We start from the raw sequence: 20,117 nt of genomic DNA on the forward strand, positions 1-20,117 counted from the left end.
GCCGCCTCGTCGCGCGGCGCGGTGCGCGACGGGGCGGCGCCGCGGCGCGGAGCTGCACGGGGGAAGGCGAGGACGGGCGGGGCTGGCCGGTGGTGCTGATCCGGCGCTGGCCGCGCCCGCCCACCCCCGCGAGGCGGCCCGGCGCCTCACCTCCCGGTGGGCGATCCCGCGCGTCGCTGCGACGCCGGCGTCGCGATCAGGTCGCCGGCGTGACCCGATCGGGGCTTGACATCGCGAATCGGCGATTTGTAAGGGACGGGCGGTGCCGAAACCGACCAGAAGCCGTCCGAAGGAGAGCGAGGTCGCGACGGTTCTCCGCTTCAGCGAGGACCACCTCTGGGTGCGCGCGGAAGCGGACCGGGCGCAGATCGGGATCTCCGACCAGGGGCAGGACGCGATCGGCGAGATCATCGCCGTCGAGCTGCCCGATGTCGGCGACAGCGTCGAGAAGGGCGAGACGTTCGGCGAGCTGGAATCGGTGCGCACCGTCCAGGAGCTGATCTCACCGGTGAACGGCACCGTGCGGGCGGTGAACGGCGACCTCGAGGACCACCCCTCGTTGGCCAACGAGGATCCGTATCACGAGGGATGGCTGATCGAGATCGAGCTCGACGACGAGGGGGAGCTCGAAGCGCTGATGGCGACGGAGGAGTACGAAGACTACGTCGCCGGCGGCGACGAGGACTGACGCGACGGCCGCCGCTCGCTGGCGCGGTCCGTTGGCCCTCCTGCTGGTGGGATTGGCGGTGACGGCGGCGCGCCCGGACAGCTCGACCCCGGCGATCGACACGCCGTCCGACGCGGCCGCGCGGCGCGACATGGTCGAGCGGCAACTGCGCGGCCGCGACATCGTCGACGAGCGGGTGTTGCGCGCGATGCGCACGGTGCCGCGCCATCGCTTCGTCCCTGCCGCCGAACGCGCCGCCGCCTACGGCGACCACGCGCTGCCGATCGGCCGCGGCCAGACCATCTCGCAACCGTACATCGTCGCGCTGATGACCCAGCTCCTGGCGTTGCGCGGCGGCGAGCGGGTGCTCGAGATCGGCACCGGCTCGGGATACCAGGCGGCGGTGCTCGGGCTGCTCGCCGGCGAGGTCTACTCGATCGAGATCGACGCCGTGCTGGCGGAGAACGCGCGCCAGGCCCTGGCGGCGGAGGGCGCCCGCAACGTCCACGTGCGCGCTGGCGACGGCTTCTACGGCTGGCCCGAGGCGGCGCCCTTCGACGCGCTCATCATCACCGCGGCGACGCCGCGGCTGCCGAACGCGCTGCGCGACCAGTTGCGCGAAGGCGGCCGCGTCGTGGTGCCGCTCGAGCGCGCCGACGGCGAGACGCTGGCGGTCGGCGTGCGGCGCGGCGACGAGATCGACTGGACCTGGTCGGGCGCCGTGCGCTTCGTGCCGATGACCGGCGCCGTCCGCGCGACGCCCAGCCCCACCCGCTGACGCGATCAGCGGCGCTCGTCGGTGACCCGGTAGAGGCGCTCGCCGGGCTTGATCCACCCCAGCCGCTCGCGCACGACCTTCTCGAGGTAGGCGTCGTCGGCGTCGATGCGGGCGAGGTGATCGCGCAGCTCCTGGTTGTGCCGCGCCAACTCGTACGCCTGGGCCTCGACCTGCGACTGCTCCGTGTACAGGCGACGGAGCTGCACGACGCCGCCGCTGCCGAAGACCGCGGACACGGCGCAGAGTCCGAGCAGCACGAAGCCGACGGCGACGACCGCCTTGTACTTCAGCGACAGGGTGACGCGTTGATCGTTCATCCAGCGAGCCGGCCGGCTTGTTTCTAGGACAGGATCGGCTACGAGGCAATTCCGGAGGGCGCGACGGTGAAGATCCAGAGGGTGACGGCACGCGAGATTCTCGACTCGCGCGGCAATCCGACGATCGAGGTCGACGTCGTGCTGCGCAGCGGCGCGCTCGGGCGAGCCGCGGTGCCGTCCGGCGCCTCCACCGGCGAACACGAGGCGGTCGAGTTGCGCGACGGCGGCAAGCGCTACAGGGGCAAGGGCGTCCGCAAGGCCGTCGCCAACGTGAACAGCGTCATCGCCCCCAAGCTGCGCGGCCGCGACGCCCGCCAGCAGGCGGCGATCGACAAATTCCTCATCGACCTCGACGGCACGCCGAGCAAACGCAAGCTGGGCGCCAATGCGATCCTCGGCGTCTCGCTCGCCGTCGCCCGGGCGGCGGCGGCCGCTGCCGGCGAGCCGTTCTTCCGCTACCTGGGCGGCGCCAAGGCGGTGACCCTGCCGGTGCCGATGATGAACATCCTCAATGGCGGGGCCCACGCCGACAGCTCGGTGGACCTGCAGGAGTTCATGGTCGCGCCGGTCGGCGCCGCCTCGTTCGCCGAGGCGCTGCGCATGGGCACCGAGGTCTTCCACGCGCTGAAGGGCGTGCTGCACCAACGCGGCCTCGGCACCGCGGTCGGCGACGAGGGCGGCTTCGCGCCCAACCTGCCGTCGAATCGCGACGCGCTCGACCTCGTCGTGCAGGCGATCGAGACCGCCGGCTACAAGCCGGGCCGCCAGATCGCGATCGCCCTCGACCCCGCGGCCAGCGAGCTCTACGAAGCCGGCCTGTACGTGTTCCGGAAATCCGACGGCGCCCGCAAGTCGGCCGCCGAGATGACCGACTTCTGGGCCGACTGGGTCGGCCAGTACCCGATCGTATCGATCGAGGACGGCCTCGCCGAGGACGACTGGGAGGGCTGGCAGGCGCTGACCGCGCGCCTCGGCAGGAAGGTGCAACTGGTCGGCGACGACCTGTTCGTCACCAACGCCCGCCGCCTCCGCCAGGGTATCGAAACCGGCGTCGGCAATTCGATCCTCATCAAGCTCAACCAGATCGGCACGCTCACCGAGACGCTGGAGACGATCGCCCTGGCGCGCGAGGCCGGCTACACGACGGTGATCTCGCACCGCTCCGGCGAGACCGAGGACAGCACCATCAGCGACCTCGCCGTCGCCACCAACGCCGGCCAGATCAAGACCGGCAGCGCCTGCCGCGGCGAGCGCACCGCCAAGTACAACCAGCTCCTGCGCATCGAGGAGATGCTCGGCAAGCGCGCCGTCTACCCCGGCAAGGCGGCGTTCAAGCGCTAGTCCAGCGCACCCGCGTCCCCCCACGGCGCCGAGACGCGCTCGCCCGAGCAACCGTCGCCGCTCTCGCCACCCCGAGCGCGTGACGGCGTGGCGCGCCTCGCGGTCGCGCTCGGATCGCGGGGGTGGGGCCTGTTTCCGGTAGAGCCACCCCACGTCGTGCCGTATAAGGCGCGGCATGTGGCTGCTGCTGCTGATCATCGTCGCCCCGGGGCTGTGGGCGATCTGGACCTACAATCGGCTGGTGGCGCTGAAGAACCAGGTCGCCAGCGGCTGGCGGCAGATCGACGTCCAGCTCAAGCGGCGGCACGACCTCATTCCCAACCTGGTCTCGGCGGTGCGCGGCTACATGGAGTTCGAGCGCGACACCCTCGAGCGCGTCATCGCGGCCCGCAACCAGGCCGCCGGCGCCAACACCGTCCAGCAGAGCATGGCCGCCGAGGCCGACCTGACGCGGGCCCTGCGGCAGCTCTTCGCGGTCGCCGAGAGCTATCCGCAACTGCGGGCGAACGAGAACGTCATGCACCTGCAGGAGGAGCTCACGACCACCGAGAACCAACTCGGCTTCGCGCGCCAGTACTACAACGACGTGGTGATGCGCTTTAACACCCAGCAGGACGTGTTCCCGGCGAACCTGCTCGCCGGTCGCTTCGGCTTCCAGCACGCCGAGCTCTTCGCCGCCGACGACAGCGCCCACGCCGTCCCACCGGTCGATCTCTCGCTCCCCCCGGCGCGGTGAGCTTCGCCGAGCAACAGCGCCGCAACCGCCGGCGCACCGCCGTGCTGATCGGCGCCTTCCTGGGCCTCTTCGCGGCGGTCGGGCTGCTCCTGGATCTGACCGTCATCGGCGCGCCGGCGCCGATCGCGACGCTGACCGCGCTGACCGTCGCCAGCGTCACCAGCGCGCTCGGCTGGCGGCGGGGCGCCGACTGGATCCTGGCCTCGCTGCTCGCCGAACCGCTGCGCGACGACGAGCCGGAACACCGTCAGCTCGCCAACATCGCCACCGAAATGGCCATCGCCGCCGGCCTGCCGCGACCGCGCCTGTTCGTCATTCCCGATCCGTCGCCGAACGCCCTGGCGACGGGACGGGCCGCGGCGGACGCGGCCATCGCCGTCACCGCCGGCGCCCTCGCCCTGCTCGACCGCGAGGAGACCCAGGGGGTCGTCGCGCACGAGATGGCGCACATCGCCAACCGCGACAGCGCCGTCATGACCCTGGTGTCGGTGCTCTTCGGCGGCCTCCTGATGCTCGCCGACTGGGCCCGCCGCAGCGCCGTCCTCGCCCGCCAGGGCGGCCGCGCCACCCCGCCCCTCGCTCTGCTGCTCCTGCCGCTGCTGATCGTGCTGACCCCGTTGCTGTCCCAGCTCCTGGCAATGGCCGTGTCGCGCCGCCGCGAGTACCAGGCGGACGCCACCGCCGTGGAGCTGACCCGCAACCCGGAGGGCCTGGCACGAGCGCTCGAGAAGATCGCCGGCAGCGAGTTCCCGCTGCGCGCCGCCAGCCGCGGCTCGGCCCACCTCTTCATCGTCAGCCCGCTCCGCCGCCGCACCGACCGCGTCGCCGACGCCCCCTGGGGCAGCCTCTTCGCCACACACCCACCGCTGGCGCAGCGCATCGCCCTGCTGCGCGGCCTGGCCGGCCACTGACACATGCCCTCGGCACCGATCCCCTGCCCGCACTGCGGCGTCACCATGAGCCAGGTGACCGCTCACGCCCGCTCCGGATACGGGCTGCTGCTCGACCAGTGTCGGCGCTGCGGCGGCATCTGGTGCGACCGCTGGGAGCTGTACCCCCTCGACCGCGGCGAAGCCGCCCGCCTCGAGGCGGTGGACGAAACCCGCCTCCAGGACACCATCCCCCCGCCGACCACCCCCGGACGCTGCCCCCGCTGCTCGAGCCCGCTGCGCCCATTCCACGATCCGGCCCTGCCCGCCGACGCCGCCATCGAACGCTGCCCGGTGTGCGACGGCATGTGGCTCAACCGCGGCACCCTGACCCGCGTCAAGGAGCACGCCCCAGGGAGACCCGATCCCCTGCCGCGCCTGACCGGCACACTGGCGCGGCAGGCCACCTGGGCCCAGGTCAGCAACCTCGACGCCGCCACCTATGCCGCCGACGAGCCACCCGCGCACGATACCCAGCCCTGGCTCGCCTGGCTCAGGTCCGCCGGCCCCTGGCTGGCCCTCGCCGCCCTCCTCCGCCTCGTCCTCCGTTGAACCCACCCACGTCTCGTCGAGCGGCTGACGATCATCCGACACGTCCGCGAAATCGCTGGATAAAGACAAATCCCAGGCCTGATGCAGCGGGCGTCGTTTTTGCCCCACAAGCGTCTAGCCCTTGTGGCGCAAGGGTTTGGTGGCCTACACGCTGTCGTGGGTCGCGACTAAAACGGCCTGCTACGCCAGCCAGGCTGGTCAGGGGTAACAGCATTCTAGGGTCGTGATTTGCCCCGGAACTGGGGCCTCTTCAGGTTTAAAAAAAAATTTCCAAAATGGCATTCGACTGTTGACGGTCCGGCCGGGCCTTCCCTATAATCCGCCGCGTATGGGTGGTGGGTGGCTGTTGAGGATAGTGCCTGTGATGAGAGGGGCCCAAGAGTAAGCAGACTCAGTGAAGGAGGCTCACATGCCCGCAAAGAAGAAGGCTCCTGCCAAGAAGGCCGCTTCGAAGGCGAAGAAGAAGGCTCCTGCCAAGAAGAAGGCGACTGCGAAGAAGAAGAAGTAACACCCGTCAGTAGCAACACCTGTCAGAGGCCATTCACTCGGCCCAAATTTTTCCCTCTCGCACAGGCACGAGCCCACGGGCTCACGGAACGGCCCTCCGGTAACCCGGAGGGCCTTTTCGCTTTCACGGATGGGGCACGGGCTCGCGCCGCCGCTCCCCGATGGCGGACCGTCCCGGTGCCAACTATCGCGGGGGCGTTGACTCGATCCGCAGTCGGCTGTTAGCGCCGGCGGGACGGGGAGGAACGCAGCATGGCCGACGCATTCATCATCGACGCCGTTCGCACCGCGCGCGGGCGTCGCAAGGGCAGCCTGAGCGAGACCCATCCGATCGATCTGCTGGTGGCGCCGCTGAAGGCGGTGGTGGCGCGCAACGACGTCGATCCCGGGCGGGTCGAGGACGTGATCGTCGGCTGCGTCACCGAGACCGGCGAGCAGGGATCGAATCTGGCCCGCTCGACGGTGCTGGCTGCCGGGTGGCCGGTGGAGGTGCCGGGGGTGACGCTGAACCGGTTCTGCTCCTCGGGCCAGCAGGCGGTGAACTTCGCCGCCATGGCGGTGAAGTCGGGAGCGCAGGATCTGGTGCTGGCGGGCGGGGTCGAGAACATGACCCGCGTGCCGATGGGCTCGGATATGGGCGCCCTGCCGATGAGCCTGATGGAGAAGTACGATCTGGTGCCGCAGGGGCTCTCGGCGGAGATGATCGTCGAGAAGTGGAAGTTCACCCGCCAGCAGCTCGACGAGTTCTCGCTCGCCAGCCAGCAGAAGGCCTGGCAGGCGATCCAGGAGGGGCGGTTCGCGCGCAGCATCGTGCCCATCGAGGTGACCCACAACGGCGAGCGCAAGGTGTTCGACACCGACGAGCACGTGCGGCCGCAGTCAACGCTCGAGGGCCTGATGGCGCTCAACCCGTCGTTCAAGCCCGACGGCGTGATCACCGCCGGCAACTCGAGCGGCATCGTCGACGGCGCCGCCGCGGTGCTGGTGGCCTCCGAGCGGGCGGTGAAGGAGCTGAAGCTGAAGCCGCGCGCCCGCGTCGTCGAGCAGGTGATCGTCGGCTCCGAGCCGGTGATCATGCTGACCGGCCCCATCCCCGCGACCCAGAAGGCGCTGCGGCGCGCCGGCCTGACGGCGGACGACATCGACCTCTACGAGATCAACGAGGCCTTCGCGCCGGTGCCGCTGGTGACGATGAAGGAGGTCGGCATCGACCCCGAGAAGGTGAACGTCAATGGCGGCGCCATCGCCATGGGCCACCCGCTCGGCGCCACCGGCGCGATGCTGATCGGCACCCTGATCGACGAGCTCGAGCGCCGCGACCAGCGCTACGGCCTGGCCACGATGTGCATCGGCATCGGGATGGGCATCGCGACCATCATCGAGCGCGTCTAGAGAAGTGCACCGCCGAGACGCGGAGGCGCAGAGAGCGGCTGCGGGACGCGGGGTTCTCCGCGTCTCTGCGTCTCGGCGGTGAAGAGACTCAGGCGACCCGCAGGCGCCGCTTCGGGACCTCGCGGGTCAGCGCCTCGGTGGCGTTCTCGACGTCCTCTTCGCGGATGCGATCGACGCTCTCGCGCACCTCGCGACGGGTGATCGTCAGCCCGTAGCGCTCGAGCACCGACTTCACCAGCTCGTACTGGTTGGCGATCGACTCGGTGACCGAGACGTACCCGAGCTGGGCGGCGCGCAGGCGCTCCCAGTACGACAGCGCGTTGAGCTGGAAGAAGTGGACGTCGCTCTCCTTCGGCTCGATGACGATGATGTCGCCGCGGAAGCTCGGATCGTCCTGGTACTCGCGCAGGCCGTACTGCAGCCGCGAGTGGAGCAGGGTGCGGAAGACCTGATTCAGCACGCTCAGGATGCCGCTCTCGGCGAGCGGCTGGCCGTCGTAGACGTAGCGGCCGGCGTCGCGGTCGAAGCGGCGCTGGACGCGATTGGAGAACGGGCGGAACGGGTTGTAGCAGATGATCAGATCGGCGCCGTGTTCGACCGCGACGTCGAGGTTGGCGGTGCGCCGCACGCCGCCGTCGACGTAGTCGATGCCCTTCAGCCGCGCCGGCTTGTAGAACCCCGGCAGCGCCGTCGACGCCTGCACCGCCTCCGAGATGGTGACCGAGGCGTCCTCGTCGTGGCCGAAGACGACGCGCTCCGCCGTGTCGAGGTTCATGGCGCTGATGTAGAGCTCGCGCTTGGTGCGCCGGTACAGGATGCGGAAGTCGTTGCTCAGCTCCGCGTCCTCGAGATTGCGGCGGATGTAGCGCTCGATGCTCGAGTTGTCGAAGAGCCCGCTGGGCAGGTGATCGAGCAGCGACGGGAAGTCCCGTCGCTTCCACAGCGCCTCGGCGATCGGCGCCAGCAGCTTCGGCAGTTGCGACGGCGACGGCCGGCGGACGTAGTCGCGCAGCGCCGCCCGCAGGTCGGTCTGCAACTGCGGCGTGTTGCGGAGAACGTCGATCAGCGATCCGGGCAGGAAGCTGACCAGCGCCAGCGCGTACTGCAGCGGCCGCTGGACGAATTCGGCGACGTTCGGGCTGTAGAAGTCGACCATCCGGAAGACGTCGATCTCGTCCGACTTGCCCTCCAGGCTCTTGATCATCTCCGCCGGACTGATCGCCGCCGCCAGCGGCGCCGCCAGCACGGCCCCCGCGGAGAGCCCGATGTACGAGTCGAATTCGGTGGTCTTGCGGTTGACCAGGAAGTCGTCGAGCGCCTTCAGGCCGCCGAGCTTGAACGCCCCGCCCGTGATCGCGCCGCCCGCGAGCACCAGTGCGATCTTCGGGTTCTTCTTGCGAACCTTGGGATCGCTCTTCTGGACGATGGTGATGCCCATCTGGCCCAACGGTTCATCAGTAGTGAGTGATGACGCAGTATGTCAAGGTCGATTCCCGGGCGCGAGGGGAGGCGGGCCGGCGGTGAAGTCGTAGCGCCCCTCGGCGAGCCCGACGTGGGTGTCGAGGACGCGCCAGTAGCCGTCGTGGACGTAGCCGTGCACCGGGCGATCGGCGGCGAGCAGGGCGGGATAGGTCTGCTTGACGATGCCGAAGGCGCCGCTGGCCATGTGGTCGAACACGGCGGGCTCGAGCACGTGCACGCCGGCGAACATGAACGGCGTCAGCGGCGCCGGCGCCGCGGCGGGCCGGCCGAGCAGGCGGCGGACGCGGGACGCCGCGTCGATCTCGATCTCGCCGAAGCGCGCCTGCTCGCGATCGCGGCGCAGCACCATCGTCGCCACGCCGCCGCGCGCCACGTGCCAGTCCACCAGGCGGCGCAGGTCGAGGTCGACGATGCTGTCCGAGTTGAGGACCACGAAGCGCTCGCCGCCGAGCAGCGGCCGCGCCCGCAGGATGCCGCCGCCGGTGTCGAGGATCGGATCCTCGTCGGAGTAGCGGATCGAGACGCCGAACGCGGCGCCGTCGCCGAGCGCGGCGCGGATGGCGGCGCCGTGGTGGTGGAGGTTGATGACCACGTCGCGGATGCCGGCGGCGCGCGCCAGCGCCAGCGGGTAGGCGATGAGCGGCTTGCCGCCGACCGCGAGCAGCGGCTTCGGCACGCGGTCGGTGAGCGGGCGCAGCCGGCTGCCGAAGCCGGCGGCGAGGATCATCGCCTTCACGGGCGCAGCTCGACGACGTGACGGGCGAGGATCGCGCGCACCGGCGCCAGCTCCGGCCAGTCCGCCAGCAGGCGGGCGATCTGCCGCCAGGTGCCGGGCAGATAGCGCAGGTAGCCCGGCTTGCCCTTCACCCGGTCGAGGTAGTGGAAGCGGCCGACCACCTTGAACGCCTTCTGCAGGGCGCAGGTGGCGTAGACCTCCCACAGCGCCGCCGCGCTCCACGGCGGGCCGCCGCGCGCCGCCCAGGCGCGGGCGTAGTAGGCGAGCAGGCGCTGCTCGAGCGGCGGCCGGACGACGTCGCGGGTGTCGCGATCGCCGAGCAGCGTCGCCAGGTCGTACGGCGCCGGCGCCAGCAGCGCGTCCTGGAAGTCGATGACCCGGATCCGCCCGTCGCAGAGGTAGAGGTTCCAGGCGTGGAAATCGCGGTGGTTGAGCACCCGCGGCTGCGCGTCGAGGAAGGCGGACAGGCGCCCGAAGTGCTGCCGCAGCTCGTCCTGCTCGCCCGCCGGCAGGCCGGCGGGCAGACGGTCGACCAGGCCGTATTCCAGGAAGTGCTCGAATTCCCAGTCGAAGAGACGCCGGTCGAACATCTGCTGGAAGGCGATGCAGGAATCGTCGCGCGCCGCCGTGCCGTCGATCTCGATGCGCAGGAGCTGGTCGATGGCCGCCTCGAAGAGCGCCTGCTGCTCGGCCTCGGCGCGCCCCTGCAAGGCCTCCCACAGGGGCGTGTCGCCGATGTCCTCGAGCAGCAACAGGCCCCGCGCCGAGGCATCGACGTAGAGCGCGGGGATGGCGACGCCCAGCCGCTCGAGAAAGCGGTGCACGTTGACGTACGGCAGCTCGCGCAGCGGCTCCCGGAACACCGCCAGCTCGTCCGACGACATGGCGATGCCGCGATCGGCGAGGATCATCACCACCGCCGTCGCCGGCGCCCCCGGACCGCGCAGCCAGGCGCGGGCGTAACGCCGGGTCGACGCGTCGCCGGCCAGCGGCGCCAGACGCGTCACCGCCGCCGCGCCGCCGAAGCGGTCGCGCACCAACTCCGCCACCGTCCGTCCGATCCCCGCCTCCACGTCGGCCATGGAGCGCGCCTAGCAGGCGGCCGCGGCGGCGGTCAAAGTTGCTTCGAGCGCACCGCGTCCGGCCCTTGCTCGAGCGGCGCGCGATCGCCTAAAGGCGAAGCTCGGTGCGGCGGCGCCCCGCCGTCGCCGCGACCCGCCAGTCCGCGATGAGCACCGGGAAATACACGAAGTCCTGCCAGTCGGCCGACTCCCGCCGCGCCGCCTCCAACGGCGGCGCGACCCCGGACGCCACGGTTGTCGGCAACGGCCCTGGTACCTCGCCCGGCGTCGCGGTGCGGATCGCCATCGCCGACGACCACGCACTGTTCCGCCAGGGCGTGCGCTCGCTGCTGCGGCAGGAGCAGGACGTCGACATCGTCGCCGAGGCGGAGCGCGTCGACGACATCGCGCCCCTGCTGGCGCGCCATCGCTGCGACCTGCTGCTGCTCGATCTGCAGATGGACCGCAGCGCCCTGCCCGCCATTCCCGCCCTCGCCCGCGCCGCATCCGTGATCGTCCTGACGATGAACGAGAACGTCGGCGATGCCGCGGCCGCCATCCGCAACGGCGCCCTGGCGGTGGTGTTCAAACGCTTCGCGGTCACCACCCTGCTGGAGGCGATCCGCGCCGTCGCCGCCGGCCAGGCGTGGCTGCCGCCGACGGTCCAGCGCGTCGCCGTCGCCGAGCTGGGCGCACCGTCCCGGCCGGCGATCAGCGAGCGCGAGCGGGAGATCATCCGCCACGTCGCGCTCGGCCGTCGCAACGCCGAGGTCGCCCGCGATCTCTTCATCAGCGAGGAGACGGTGAAGAAGCACCTCAACTCGATCTTCCAGAAGCTGGCGGTCCGCGACCGGGTCCAGCTCACGCTCTTCGCCATCCGCACCGGCATCGTCACCGGATTCGAATCCCACTGATTCGTATACCTCGAAAGAGGTATGGCGAATTCCCTCCTTCGGGTGTTGCCGAAGCGCGACGACTCCCATACCTCCCTGCCGCGCGCGCCACCGTGGGGGCTGGCTGCGCAAGCACCTTTTTCGGCACCAGGGGGAGACTCTTATGAGCGGTTGCGTACGGAAGGGAGGACGGCACACGGCTGTCCTGATCACGGCGATGTTGCTCGCCTCGCAGGCATCGGCGAGCAGCATCGCGCAGAACTCGGCGTGGAACGTCACCCGCACGGGCTCCACGCAGACCTATCGGGTCGTCGCCTACGGCGATTCGATCTTCGCCGGCTACACCAGCGCCACGAGCATCGCCCGGCGCGCCGCGCCGCACGTCATGGGCGAATACCTCGCGGCGCTGTCGGGCCAGAAGGTGGAGATCCGCCGCCGCTGCCAGTCCGGCGCCGTCGCCGCCGACATCTACAACACCCGCCTCAACACGACGACGGACCGCGCCTTCATGCAGGATGCGAACACGCGCGTCGTGATGTTCGAGATGTGCGGCAACGACTACCTGCAGGCGCGCTCGAGCTTCCGCAGCGCCGCCGGCGCGTGCAACTACAGCGGCCTGCAGACCGCCGGCACCAACTGCCGCACCTACACCGAGCTGGCGATGAAGAACATCAACCAGTACGCGCACGCCAACACCAAGGTGAAGGTGGTCATGAACCTGTACTACCCGGGGTTCGACGCCGACAACGCCTACAGCGCCTGCACCGACCCGGTGAACGGCGATCCGGCGAACGGCAACCGCGTCCACATGCGCACGCTCTTCCTGCCCCTGCTGGCGGAGAGCAACTGGTGGACCTGCCACCTGGCCGAGCAGTACGGGTTCGAGTGCGCCGACGCCTTCGCGCAGTACATGGCGCGCGACTATGACGGCAACGGCGACGGCCGCATCGATTCCGACGCCATCCGCTACCTCAAGGGCGAGAGCCTCGACGACTACAGGAGCCGCATCCTCTCGCTCGCCGGCACGCTGCGCGACGCCAACCTGAAGCTGGTGACCAACAGCACCACCTTCGACTACATCCAGTCGGACGACACCCACCCGACCTTCGAGGGCGCAACCGCTTCCGCCTTCCTCACCACCCCGGGCGGCGACGTGGCGGTGCAGTTCGCCACCGCCGGTCCGTACCCGGACGGCAAGAATCCGCACTGGAACTGGAACGGCCACGACCGCATGGGCTGGGGCCTCGACCCCACCGGGACGCTCACCCCGCCGGCGTGCGGCAACGGCGCCATCGAGACCGTGTGGCTGCCCTCGGGGACGCCGCAGGACGAGGCCTGCGACGACGGCAACGGCGCGAACGGCGACGGCTGCTCGAGCCGCTGCGAGGTCGAGCCCGGCTACGCCTGCAGCGGGACGCCCTCGCTGTGCGCGCCGATCTGCGGCGACGGCCTGGTGGTCGGCGGCGAGGAGTGCGACGACAGCAACCTGACCCCCGGCGACGGCTGCTCGCCGACCTGCACCACCGAGGACGGCTACGCCTGCATGGGCAGCCCGTCGAGCTGCGCCGCGGTCTGCGGCGACGGCCTGGTGGTCGACAGCGAGGGCTGCGACGACGGCAACGCGCTCGACGGCGATGGCTGCGCTGCCTGCGCGGTCGAGGACGGCTGGGCCTGCGCCGGCGCGCCGTCGGCCTGCGCCCCGGTCTGCGGTGACGGCCTGGTCCGCGGCACCGAGGAATGCGACGACGGCGACGCCAACGGCACGGCGCAGAGCTGCTGCGCGGCGACCTGCACCTTCCAGGCCCAGGGCACTCTCTGCGACGATGGCGACATCTGCACCGACAACGTCTGCAACGGCGCCAATCAGTGCATCGCGACGCCGAAGAGCTGCGACGACGGCAACGTCTGCACGACCGACGCCTGCCAGGCCGGCGTCGGCTGCGTGAACACGCCGAACGGCGATCCGAGCTTCTACACGTTCAACGGCTTCTTCGCGCCGGTCGACAACGCCCCCGTCTACAACATCGGCCAGGCGGGGCGCACCTATCCGCTCAAGTGGCAACTGCCGATGCGCTGCACCAGCGGCTACATCCGCCGCCTGAGCGCCGTCACCAACAACCCGATCCGCTTCGCCGAGGTGCCGTGCAACAGCACCCTACCGGTCGATCCGGTCGAGGTGACCGACACCGCCGGCAACGCCGGGCTGCGCTACGACGCCGGCAGCGAGCAGTTCACCTACAACTGGCAGACGGCGAAGAGCTTCGCCGGCAAGTGCTACCAGGTGGTCCTCGAGCTCGACAACGGCACGACGCCGTTCGCGCTCTTCAAGTTCAAGTAACCCGGGGGGCACGGGCGCCTCGAGGCAGGAGCGGCGGGGGAGCGATCCCCGCCGCCCCTGCCGGGGTGCGCCCCCTGCGCGCTCAGGACGCGAGATACAGCCGCAGCAGGAAGAGCGGCACGGCGCCGAAGTAGAGCCCTCTCCGCGCCGTCTCCGCGGCGCCACGGACCGCCGGGAGGCGCATCGGCGCCAGCCACGCCGTGGCGTACGCGAGCGTTTCAACCACGGCCCGCAACACCGCCGCGTAGAGGACGAGGTAGACCACGGCGGTGCCCCAGAAGATCGCCAGGCCCGCCACGTACGCCCGCAAGCCGTACATGTAGTACTCGCCGAACGTTCCCCCGTAGGCTACCCACTGATGCAGTCGGAACACCGGCAATGCCGGCACCAGGCCGAAGAGGCCGAAAGCGAGCAGCGGATGATACCACCGGCGGCGCCAGACGGCGCGCGAGGCCGCGTAGCGCGCCACCGGGTGCGCCGCCGCGGACGTGCCATCGGCCACTCCGGCAGCGCCCAGCGCGGCGGCGAAGGCGACGGGATCGCGCACCTGCAGCGCGAGCCGGAAGCGCCGCCCGGCATCCAGCCGGAGCGAGACGCCGCCGGCCGGCAGCGGCAGGCGCCACGGCCGCACCGCGGCGATGGCGGCGGTGGCCATCTCGATGCGCTGCCCGGCGCGCCGCAGCGTCAGCACGCCGTCGCCGATGCTCGCCCGCGCGGCGAATGCCCGCTGCAGCAGCCAGCCCGCGACGCCGGGGAGCAGGGAAAGGCTGGCGACGCCGCGAAACAGACGCAGCGGATTGTCCAGCCTGCCGCCGACCTCCGGCCAGACGTCCGGAAAGAAGAGCAACACGGCCAGCAGCAGCAGTCCGCAGCGGCTGACGCCGGCGAGCAGCGCCGCGGCAACGCGCCAGGGACGCCGATAGGCGATCACCTCGAAAGTGCTCACACTGGCCGCCGCTGGCAGGGACACGGACCGGGCTCGTTACCGCACCAGCATTCGCCGGGCAAGCACGGCGCGGCCACGCGCGCGCTGCCGGACGCCGCGTGCTGTACGCCCCGCGGAGCCATCCGGTAGCGTTCGCTGAGCCTCCCGCCATGGCCGAACATCCCCGTGAGCGACGCGCCAGCACCGATGGGGTGCGCGTGTTCGAGACCCGACGCGGCCGCGCCATCCGTCGTCTGCGGACGATCGGCGCCACCGTCGCCGTGATCGTCGCGCTGGTCGTCGCGTGGAGGATGCTGCAGCCGACGCGCCCGCACGGCACCTCGCCGGCGGGCGCCGGGACGAGCGCCACGGCGAGCCTGCCCGCGGCGGCGCAACCGGCCGCCGGCGCCGCCGTGCGGTTGACCCGGTCGACGCGCCGCGCGCCGACGCGAGAAGTGACGCCCGCCGGCGATGCCGCGCCCCCCGCGGCCAACCCGGCGCCGGAGGGGGACGCGGACGCCGCGGCGACCGGCGAGGCCCTGCCGGAATGGGTCGGAGAGCTCGTCGAACGCCTGCGCACCCAGGACGGCAAGAGCGGCATCGGCGTCTTCCCGCCGCGCGGCACCAATCCGCTGAAGAGCGGGCTGATCGTGCCCGACGACTTCACCCTGCCGGAGGGCTACGTGCGCTACTATCAGGTGACCGACGACGGGCAGCGCCTGGCGCCGATCCTGATGTTCTCGCCCGACTACGATTTCGTCGACCAGAGCGGGCAGCGCATCGACATCCCCGCCGACGGCGTCGTCCCGCCGGAGCTGGCGCCGCCCGGATTGCCGCTGCAGCGGCTGGCGCTGCCCGAGGATCCGAGCGCCGGCGGCCCGCGCCCGCGTTGACGCGCCGGCGCGCTCAGGGCTCGCTGCACTCGGCCGCGCTGAAGCTGGTGGCGACGGCGATGCCGAGCGTCGCGCAGACGGCGAGCAGCGGTTCGCGCGCCGGGCGCGGAAGGGCGACGGCGAGGACGTTCGGCGCCGGTTGGACGCTGTAGCGCAGATACAGCTCCGCGCGCTCCGGCGCCGTCTCCGTCAGCATCTGGAAGAGCTCCAGGTTGGCGCGGCGGTGAACGTCGTCGACGATGAGCACGCGGCTGGTCGCCGCCGCCGCGCTCAGCCAGGCGTGGGCGCGCTCGCCGCCGCGCCGACCGCGCCCGAGGTCCTCGTCGACGCCAACCGGCCCGTCGACGAACAGGCAGTCGCAGGCGAAGTCGACGGCCCGGCGCAGGCGGTCGCCGTCGTACCAGCCGTCGGCGGCGAGCGGCACGTGGCACACGTAGCGCCCGCTCAGGAAGCTGTGGCGCAGGCCGTGCCGGATGCGCACGGCGTGGAACCAGCTCTGTTCCACCGAGGCGAAGGGAACGCCCGCTTTCATCGCGTATTCGGTGAGGTACGAGGTGCTGCGGCCGCTGCCCAGCTCGACGATGCCGCGCGGTCGCACGAGGGCGAGCAACGCCATGAGGAACGTCCAGCACTCGAAGCTCTTCGTGCCCCAGTGCAGGGCCGCCGTCTTCAACACGGCGCGCCTCGCCAGGCGCACGAGGCGGCCGCGCTCCTTCCATGGCGGGCGAGCGGCGGTCATTCGCCTGGCCGGTCGGGCCCTGCTCCGGCCGCCGACCCGCTGGTCGTCAGGGACCGCTGGCGCTGAAGGCGACGCCGTCCGCCTTCTTCACCGTCGTCAGCGCGACGCCGAAGCACGACGCGTCGCTGGACAGGATCTGCACCGTCGCCGCGGTCTGGCTCTGCAACGCCGCGGCGATCCCCGACGGCAGATCCGCGCCCTTGCCCTTGATCTTGATCTTGCCCTTGCCGGCATCGCCGCCGCTCAGCTTCATCGTCGTGATGCCGTCGGCGGTGGCGCTCTTGTCCTTGTACTTGTAGCCCTTGTCCGACACCGCGGCCCAGCAGGGCGCGTCGCCGCAGGTCTGGCCGGCGCGCGCCACGGTGTACACCCCCTTGAGCTGGTTGGCGCCGTTGTAGATGCAGATCCGGTAGCCGGTGGTGCCGCTGACCGGATTGCCGAACTGGCTCTGCGTCACCGCCGGCAGCAGCTTCGAGAACGTGACCTTGAGCTTTTCCTTGCCCGCCGTCTTCTCGTCCACCAGCAGGCTGCCCTTGGCCGGCGCGACGCAGGCGAGCGCCGGCGCGGTGCCGCAGGCGATGCCGATGTTCGGCGTCGGCGTGCCCGGAAGCGGCGTCGCCGTCGGCGTCGGCGTGAACGTATCCGCCGGGGCCGGGCAGTCGCTGTCGGCCGGATAGTCGGCGAACCCGTCGCCGTCGTTGTCGAGGCCGACGCTGTCGGGATCGAACGGCAGGTCCTCCTGCGAGCTCGAACACGGGTCGGTCAGATTGCTGAACAGAGGGTTGTAGTACGGCGGGGCGACGTTCTCGCCATAGCGGGTCGGGAAGGGGTTGGGATGGCCGAGCGTTCCCGGCTGATGGCACCCCGACGGGCCGCAGGAGGAGACGCCCTGGTCGACGTGGAACTGGCGCAGGCCGTACGCGGTCGCCTTCGCCTGACCGCTGTTGGGCGACGTTTCGCCGTAGTCCTGGCCGTGACAGCCGGCGCACCCGAACCCGCCGCCGGTGCCGCTCCAGTACGTCCGCACCGGCGTCGATCCGCCGCCGCTCGGATGACAGACGTTGCAGGTGGTGACCGCGAAGCGAGTGCGGTGCTGGGTGTGCAGCACGCCGGTGCCGCTCTGGAACTGGTTGTGGCACGAGACGCAGCCGACCCCGGCCCCGTTGTCGTAGTAGGGGTAGGCATGGGCGCTCGGCACCGCCGAGGCGACCCACCCCACGACCAGCGCCAGCGCGGCGCCGCGCGCGATCATCCTCGCTCCAAGTCGGTTCATGGACTCCCCCGCTGCGAGGCCGGCCGGTTCGCAGCACTGCGTCGTAGACGTCTTCCGGCGCCGCACCGCAGGCCCCCGCGCTGCGCGCCAGCTCCGACCATTCCCGTCCGCTTCCTTCATTGTCAAGACAGGACTGGCGGGACGAGGGGACAGCTCCCCAGCGCCAGCGGCCGGGCGATCGGATCAGCGGGCGCGGCTCATGGCGCTCGCCTTGCTGAATTGCTCCGCCGCCTCCGCCGGCTTGCCGAGCTGGCGCAGGATGCCGCCGAGGGCGTTGTGGACCGCGGCGCTCGGCTTCAGCGCCAGCGAGCGCCGGTAGGTCTCGGCGGCCTCGTCGAGGTGGTCCTGTCGCGCCAGCGCGTCCGCCAGGTTGTTGTAGGCCGGCACGTACTGCGCATCGGCGTCGATCGCCTGGCGGAACTCGGCGATCGCCTCGTCGGTGCGCCCCTGCTGCACCAGCACGTAGCCGAGCCCGTTGTGCGTCTCGGCCGACGGCCGGCCGGGGAGCGCCTTCCGATAGTGCGCCTCGGCCTGCGCGAAATCGCCGTCGCGGACGTACGTCACCGCCAGGTTGAAGTGCGCCGAGGCGCAGTCGGGATCGAGCGCCAGCGCCTGGCGATAGTTGGCGACCGCCGCCTCCATGTCTCCCTGCTGCGCCAGCACGAAGCCGAGGTCGCTGTAGATCTCGGCCTTCGGCTCGACCGCCAGCGATTGGCGGAAGTGGTCGGCCGCCTCGGCGATCTCGCCGAGCTCGACCAGCGCCAGCGCCAGGTTGTTGTGCGCCTTGGCGTGGCCGGGATTGAGCGCCAGGGCGCGGCGGTACTCGGCCACCGCTTCCGGCGTGCGGCCGTCCTGGAACAGCGTCCACCCCAACGCGTTGTGCAGCTCGACGTTGTCGGGCGCGATCTCCAGCCCGCGCCGGTAGCTGCGCTCGGCGCCGCGGTGGTCGCCGGTGTGCTCGTTGGCCATGCCGGCGCGCAGGAAGGAGTACGAATCGAGGAACTGTTCGCGAATGTCGGCGATGGCGTTGCCGGGCAGGTGCGTGAACTCGGGAATGTTCGCGGCGCGGTCCGGCGAGGTGAAGCGCTCGAGCAGCACCGGCGGGCTGTCGTTGCCGTCCTCGTCGATGTGGGTGAGGAAGAGCTGCGTGTAGGGCCCGTTCACCTTCGAGGAGAACACCAGCCAGCGGCTGTTCGACGACCAACTGTGCCACGAGTTCATGCGCGGCGTGTTGTAGCGCAGCCGCCGCGCCTCGCCGCCGGCGGCGGGCACGATCCACAGCTCGCTGTCCGGCTGCAGCAGCATGTAGCTCTTCGACTTGGTGAAGACGATCCACTTCCCGTCCGGCGAGTACTTGGGGAAGTAGTTGCTCATGCCGTCGTTCGCTGCGCCTTCGAGCGGCGCGGCGGTGCCGCCTTTCCCGTCGTTGAAGGGGATGCGGTACAGGTCGTAGCGGAAGGGACGCTTCTCGACCGTGAACTCCGGCACGTCCTTCTCGTCGACCAGGGCGCTGTTCTGCTGCTCGAGGTGCTCGGCGCGGTGGGCCGTGGTGCGCGCGAAGACGATCTCCCGGCCGTCCGGGCTCCACACCGCGTTGGTCTGCACGTACTGCGGATCGTCGGCCCCGGGCAGCGCCGCGAAGGTCTTGGTGTCGCGGTCGTAGACCACCAGGATCCCTTTGATGGGGAAGAAGAGCTGCGAGATCATCAGGTCGGGGATGGCGACGAACACCGAGCGATCCTTGACCGTGCTGATGACGTAGCGCCCGCTCGGCGACACCCGCGACAGCAGGCCGAAGGTGAGCTCGCCGTCCTCGCGCTTGTAGTCGGCCCAGGTGATGATCTTCTCGTCGTTCATCACCATGTGCTCCGACACCGGCAGGATGCCGTAGGCGCCCTTGTCGTTGCCGTAGTCGACGTCGAGCCCGAGCACGCTGCCGTTGTCGGCGAAGGAGTGGCAGTTGCCGCACACCGGCAGGTTCTGCAGGACGATCGGCGGTCCGCCCTCCTGGTCCACCGTGCCGAAGCGCCAGCGGATGCGCGACGGGTCCTGCACCGCGGTGAGGAACGGCAGCGGCACTTCGCGGTAGAAGAGCGAGTCGTTCACCGGGTCCTTCGACGTGCGGATGCGCACCCGCGCCGAGGAGAGCACGCGGCCGAGGCGGCCCTGGTTGACGCCGGCGATCAGCACCTCGGCATCGCGCTCGGCGCTGCGCTGCTTGATCTCGCGCCAGCGTTCCTCGGACGGCCGCCAGCGCGGCGCGTCCACCGCCTCGCGCAGCACCTCGCCGCCGGCGTCGTCGCGCACCACCACGTACCAGCGGTCGACGTTCGCCGTCGCGTCCTCCCAGACGAAGGTCGGGGCGACGATCTCGGGCGGGAACAGCGTCCCCTCCTGCGGGTAGCTGATCCGCGCCGTGCCGCCGGCGGCCTCGGCGGCGGCGACCAGCGCCGGCGTCTCGGGCTCGCGATTGCACCCGGCGAGCAGCGGCGCGACGGCGAGCGCAACCGGCAGCGCCAGGGCGAGGAGCGAACGACGGCCTCTCCGCATGTCTTCCT

At 71.0% G+C, this 20,117-nt stretch carries 18 protein-coding genes; 10 read left to right on the top strand and 8 right to left on the bottom strand.

From position 1 onward, the window contains the following. The first annotated feature begins 262 nt into the window (after positions 1–262). Positions 263–688 carry a glycine cleavage system protein GcvH gene (gene gcvH, locus KF840_05125; GenBank protein MBX3024277.1) on the top strand — a complete coding sequence of 142 codons (426 nt, stop codon included), beginning with the start codon at positions 263–265 and terminating at the stop codon, positions 686–688. Positions 689–818: 130 nt separating this feature from the next. Further along, on the top strand, positions 819–1,445 hold the full coding sequence (locus tag KF840_05130) for a protein-L-isoaspartate(D-aspartate) O-methyltransferase (protein ID MBX3024278.1): 627 nt from the start codon (positions 819–821) through the stop codon (positions 1,443–1,445). A 5-nt stretch (positions 1,446–1,450) separates the two neighbouring features. Here KF840_05130 and KF840_05135 read toward each other — a convergent pair whose 3' ends face one another. Further along, a complete protein-coding gene (locus KF840_05135; GenBank protein ID MBX3024279.1) occupies positions 1,451–1,762 on the bottom strand; it encodes a septum formation initiator family protein in 312 nt (103 codons plus the stop codon). A 66-nt stretch (positions 1,763–1,828) separates the two neighbouring features. On the opposite strand from KF840_05135, the gene eno reads away from it, so the two are divergent. From eno to KF840_05160, 5 genes are all read left to right on the top strand, one after another. Then, positions 1,829–3,103 carry a phosphopyruvate hydratase gene (gene eno / locus KF840_05140; GenBank protein ID MBX3024280.1) on the top strand — a complete coding sequence of 425 codons (1,275 nt, stop codon included), beginning with the start codon at positions 1,829–1,831 and terminating at the stop codon, positions 3,101–3,103. 175 nt (positions 3,104–3,278) lie between these two features. Continuing rightward, entirely contained in the window at positions 3,279–3,839 is a 561-nt protein-coding gene (locus KF840_05145) for a LemA family protein (GenBank protein MBX3024281.1), read from the top strand. Continuing rightward, positions 3,836–4,750 (top strand): M48 family metalloprotease, encoded by a 915-nt coding sequence (locus KF840_05150; GenBank protein MBX3024282.1) that lies wholly within the window; start codon positions 3,836–3,838, stop codon positions 4,748–4,750. The genes KF840_05145 and KF840_05150 overlap by 4 nt, the downstream gene beginning before the upstream one ends. Positions 4,751–4,753: 3 nt before the next feature. Beyond that, positions 4,754–5,320: a zf-TFIIB domain-containing protein gene (locus KF840_05155; protein ID MBX3024283.1), complete on the top strand. Its 567-nt coding sequence runs from the start codon at positions 4,754–4,756 to the stop codon at positions 5,318–5,320. A 759-nt stretch (positions 5,321–6,079) separates the two neighbouring features. Continuing rightward, complete coding sequence (locus KF840_05160) at positions 6,080–7,219, top strand: acetyl-CoA C-acyltransferase (protein MBX3024284.1); 1,140 nt, start codon at positions 6,080–6,082, stop codon at positions 7,217–7,219. 88 nt (positions 7,220–7,307) lie between these two features. On the opposite strand, the gene KF840_05165 is transcribed toward KF840_05160, so the two are convergent. Genes KF840_05165 through KF840_05175 form a run of 3 tightly spaced genes read right to left on the bottom strand, consistent with a single transcriptional unit; the run spans position 7,308 to position 10,519 of the window. After that, positions 7,308–8,657 carry a patatin-like phospholipase family protein gene (locus tag KF840_05165; GenBank protein MBX3024285.1) on the bottom strand — a complete coding sequence of 450 codons (1,350 nt, stop codon included), beginning with the start codon at positions 8,655–8,657 and terminating at the stop codon, positions 7,308–7,310. 42 nt (positions 8,658–8,699) lie between these two features. After that, positions 8,700–9,437, bottom strand: a complete 738-nt coding sequence (locus KF840_05170; GenBank protein ID MBX3024286.1) for a nucleotidyltransferase family protein — start codon at positions 9,435–9,437, stop codon at positions 8,700–8,702. Further along, on the bottom strand, positions 9,434–10,519 hold the full coding sequence (locus tag KF840_05175; GenBank protein ID MBX3024287.1) for a phosphotransferase: 1,086 nt from the start codon (positions 10,517–10,519) through the stop codon (positions 9,434–9,436). The genes KF840_05170 and KF840_05175 overlap by 4 nt, the downstream gene beginning before the upstream one ends. A 146-nt stretch (positions 10,520–10,665) precedes the next feature. On the opposite strand from KF840_05175, the gene KF840_05180 reads away from it, so the two are divergent. After that, on the top strand, positions 10,666–11,412 hold the full coding sequence (locus KF840_05180) for a response regulator transcription factor (GenBank protein MBX3024288.1): 747 nt from the start codon (positions 10,666–10,668) through the stop codon (positions 11,410–11,412). 142 nt (positions 11,413–11,554) lie between these two features. Further along, a complete protein-coding gene (locus KF840_05185) occupies positions 11,555–13,729 on the top strand; it encodes a PxKF domain-containing protein (GenBank protein ID MBX3024289.1) in 2,175 nt (724 codons plus the stop codon). 82 nt (positions 13,730–13,811) lie between these two features. Here the strand turns inward: KF840_05185 and KF840_05190 are convergent, their stop codons facing one another. Further along, the gene (locus tag KF840_05190; protein ID MBX3024290.1) at positions 13,812–14,675 is read right to left on the bottom strand and encodes a hypothetical protein; all 864 of its coding nucleotides are present in this window, start codon (positions 14,673–14,675) and stop codon (positions 13,812–13,814) included. Positions 14,676–14,824: 149 nt separating this feature from the next. Between KF840_05190 and KF840_05195 the strand changes: the two genes are divergently transcribed. Continuing rightward, entirely contained in the window at positions 14,825–15,547 is a 723-nt protein-coding gene (locus KF840_05195) for a hypothetical protein (protein MBX3024291.1), read from the top strand. A gap of 13 nt (positions 15,548–15,560) precedes the next feature. Here KF840_05195 and KF840_05200 read toward each other — a convergent pair whose 3' ends face one another. The 3 genes from KF840_05200 to KF840_05210 form a co-directional block, all read right to left on the bottom strand. Beyond that, a complete protein-coding gene (locus KF840_05200) occupies positions 15,561–16,286 on the bottom strand; it encodes a hypothetical protein (GenBank protein ID MBX3024292.1) in 726 nt (241 codons plus the stop codon). A 46-nt stretch (positions 16,287–16,332) separates the two neighbouring features. After that, positions 16,333–17,538, bottom strand: coding sequence for a hypothetical protein (locus KF840_05205; GenBank protein ID MBX3024293.1), 1,206 nt, complete (start codon positions 17,536–17,538; stop codon positions 16,333–16,335). A gap of 204 nt (positions 17,539–17,742) precedes the next feature. Beyond that, complete coding sequence (locus KF840_05210) at positions 17,743–20,109, bottom strand: tetratricopeptide repeat protein (GenBank protein ID MBX3024294.1); 2,367 nt, start codon at positions 20,107–20,109, stop codon at positions 17,743–17,745. Positions 20,110–20,117: the final 8 nt, after the last annotated feature.

This window comes from bacterium, assembly GCA_019637795.1.
Lineage (GTDB): Bacteria > Desulfobacterota > Binatia > HRBIN30 > CADEER01 > JAHBUY01.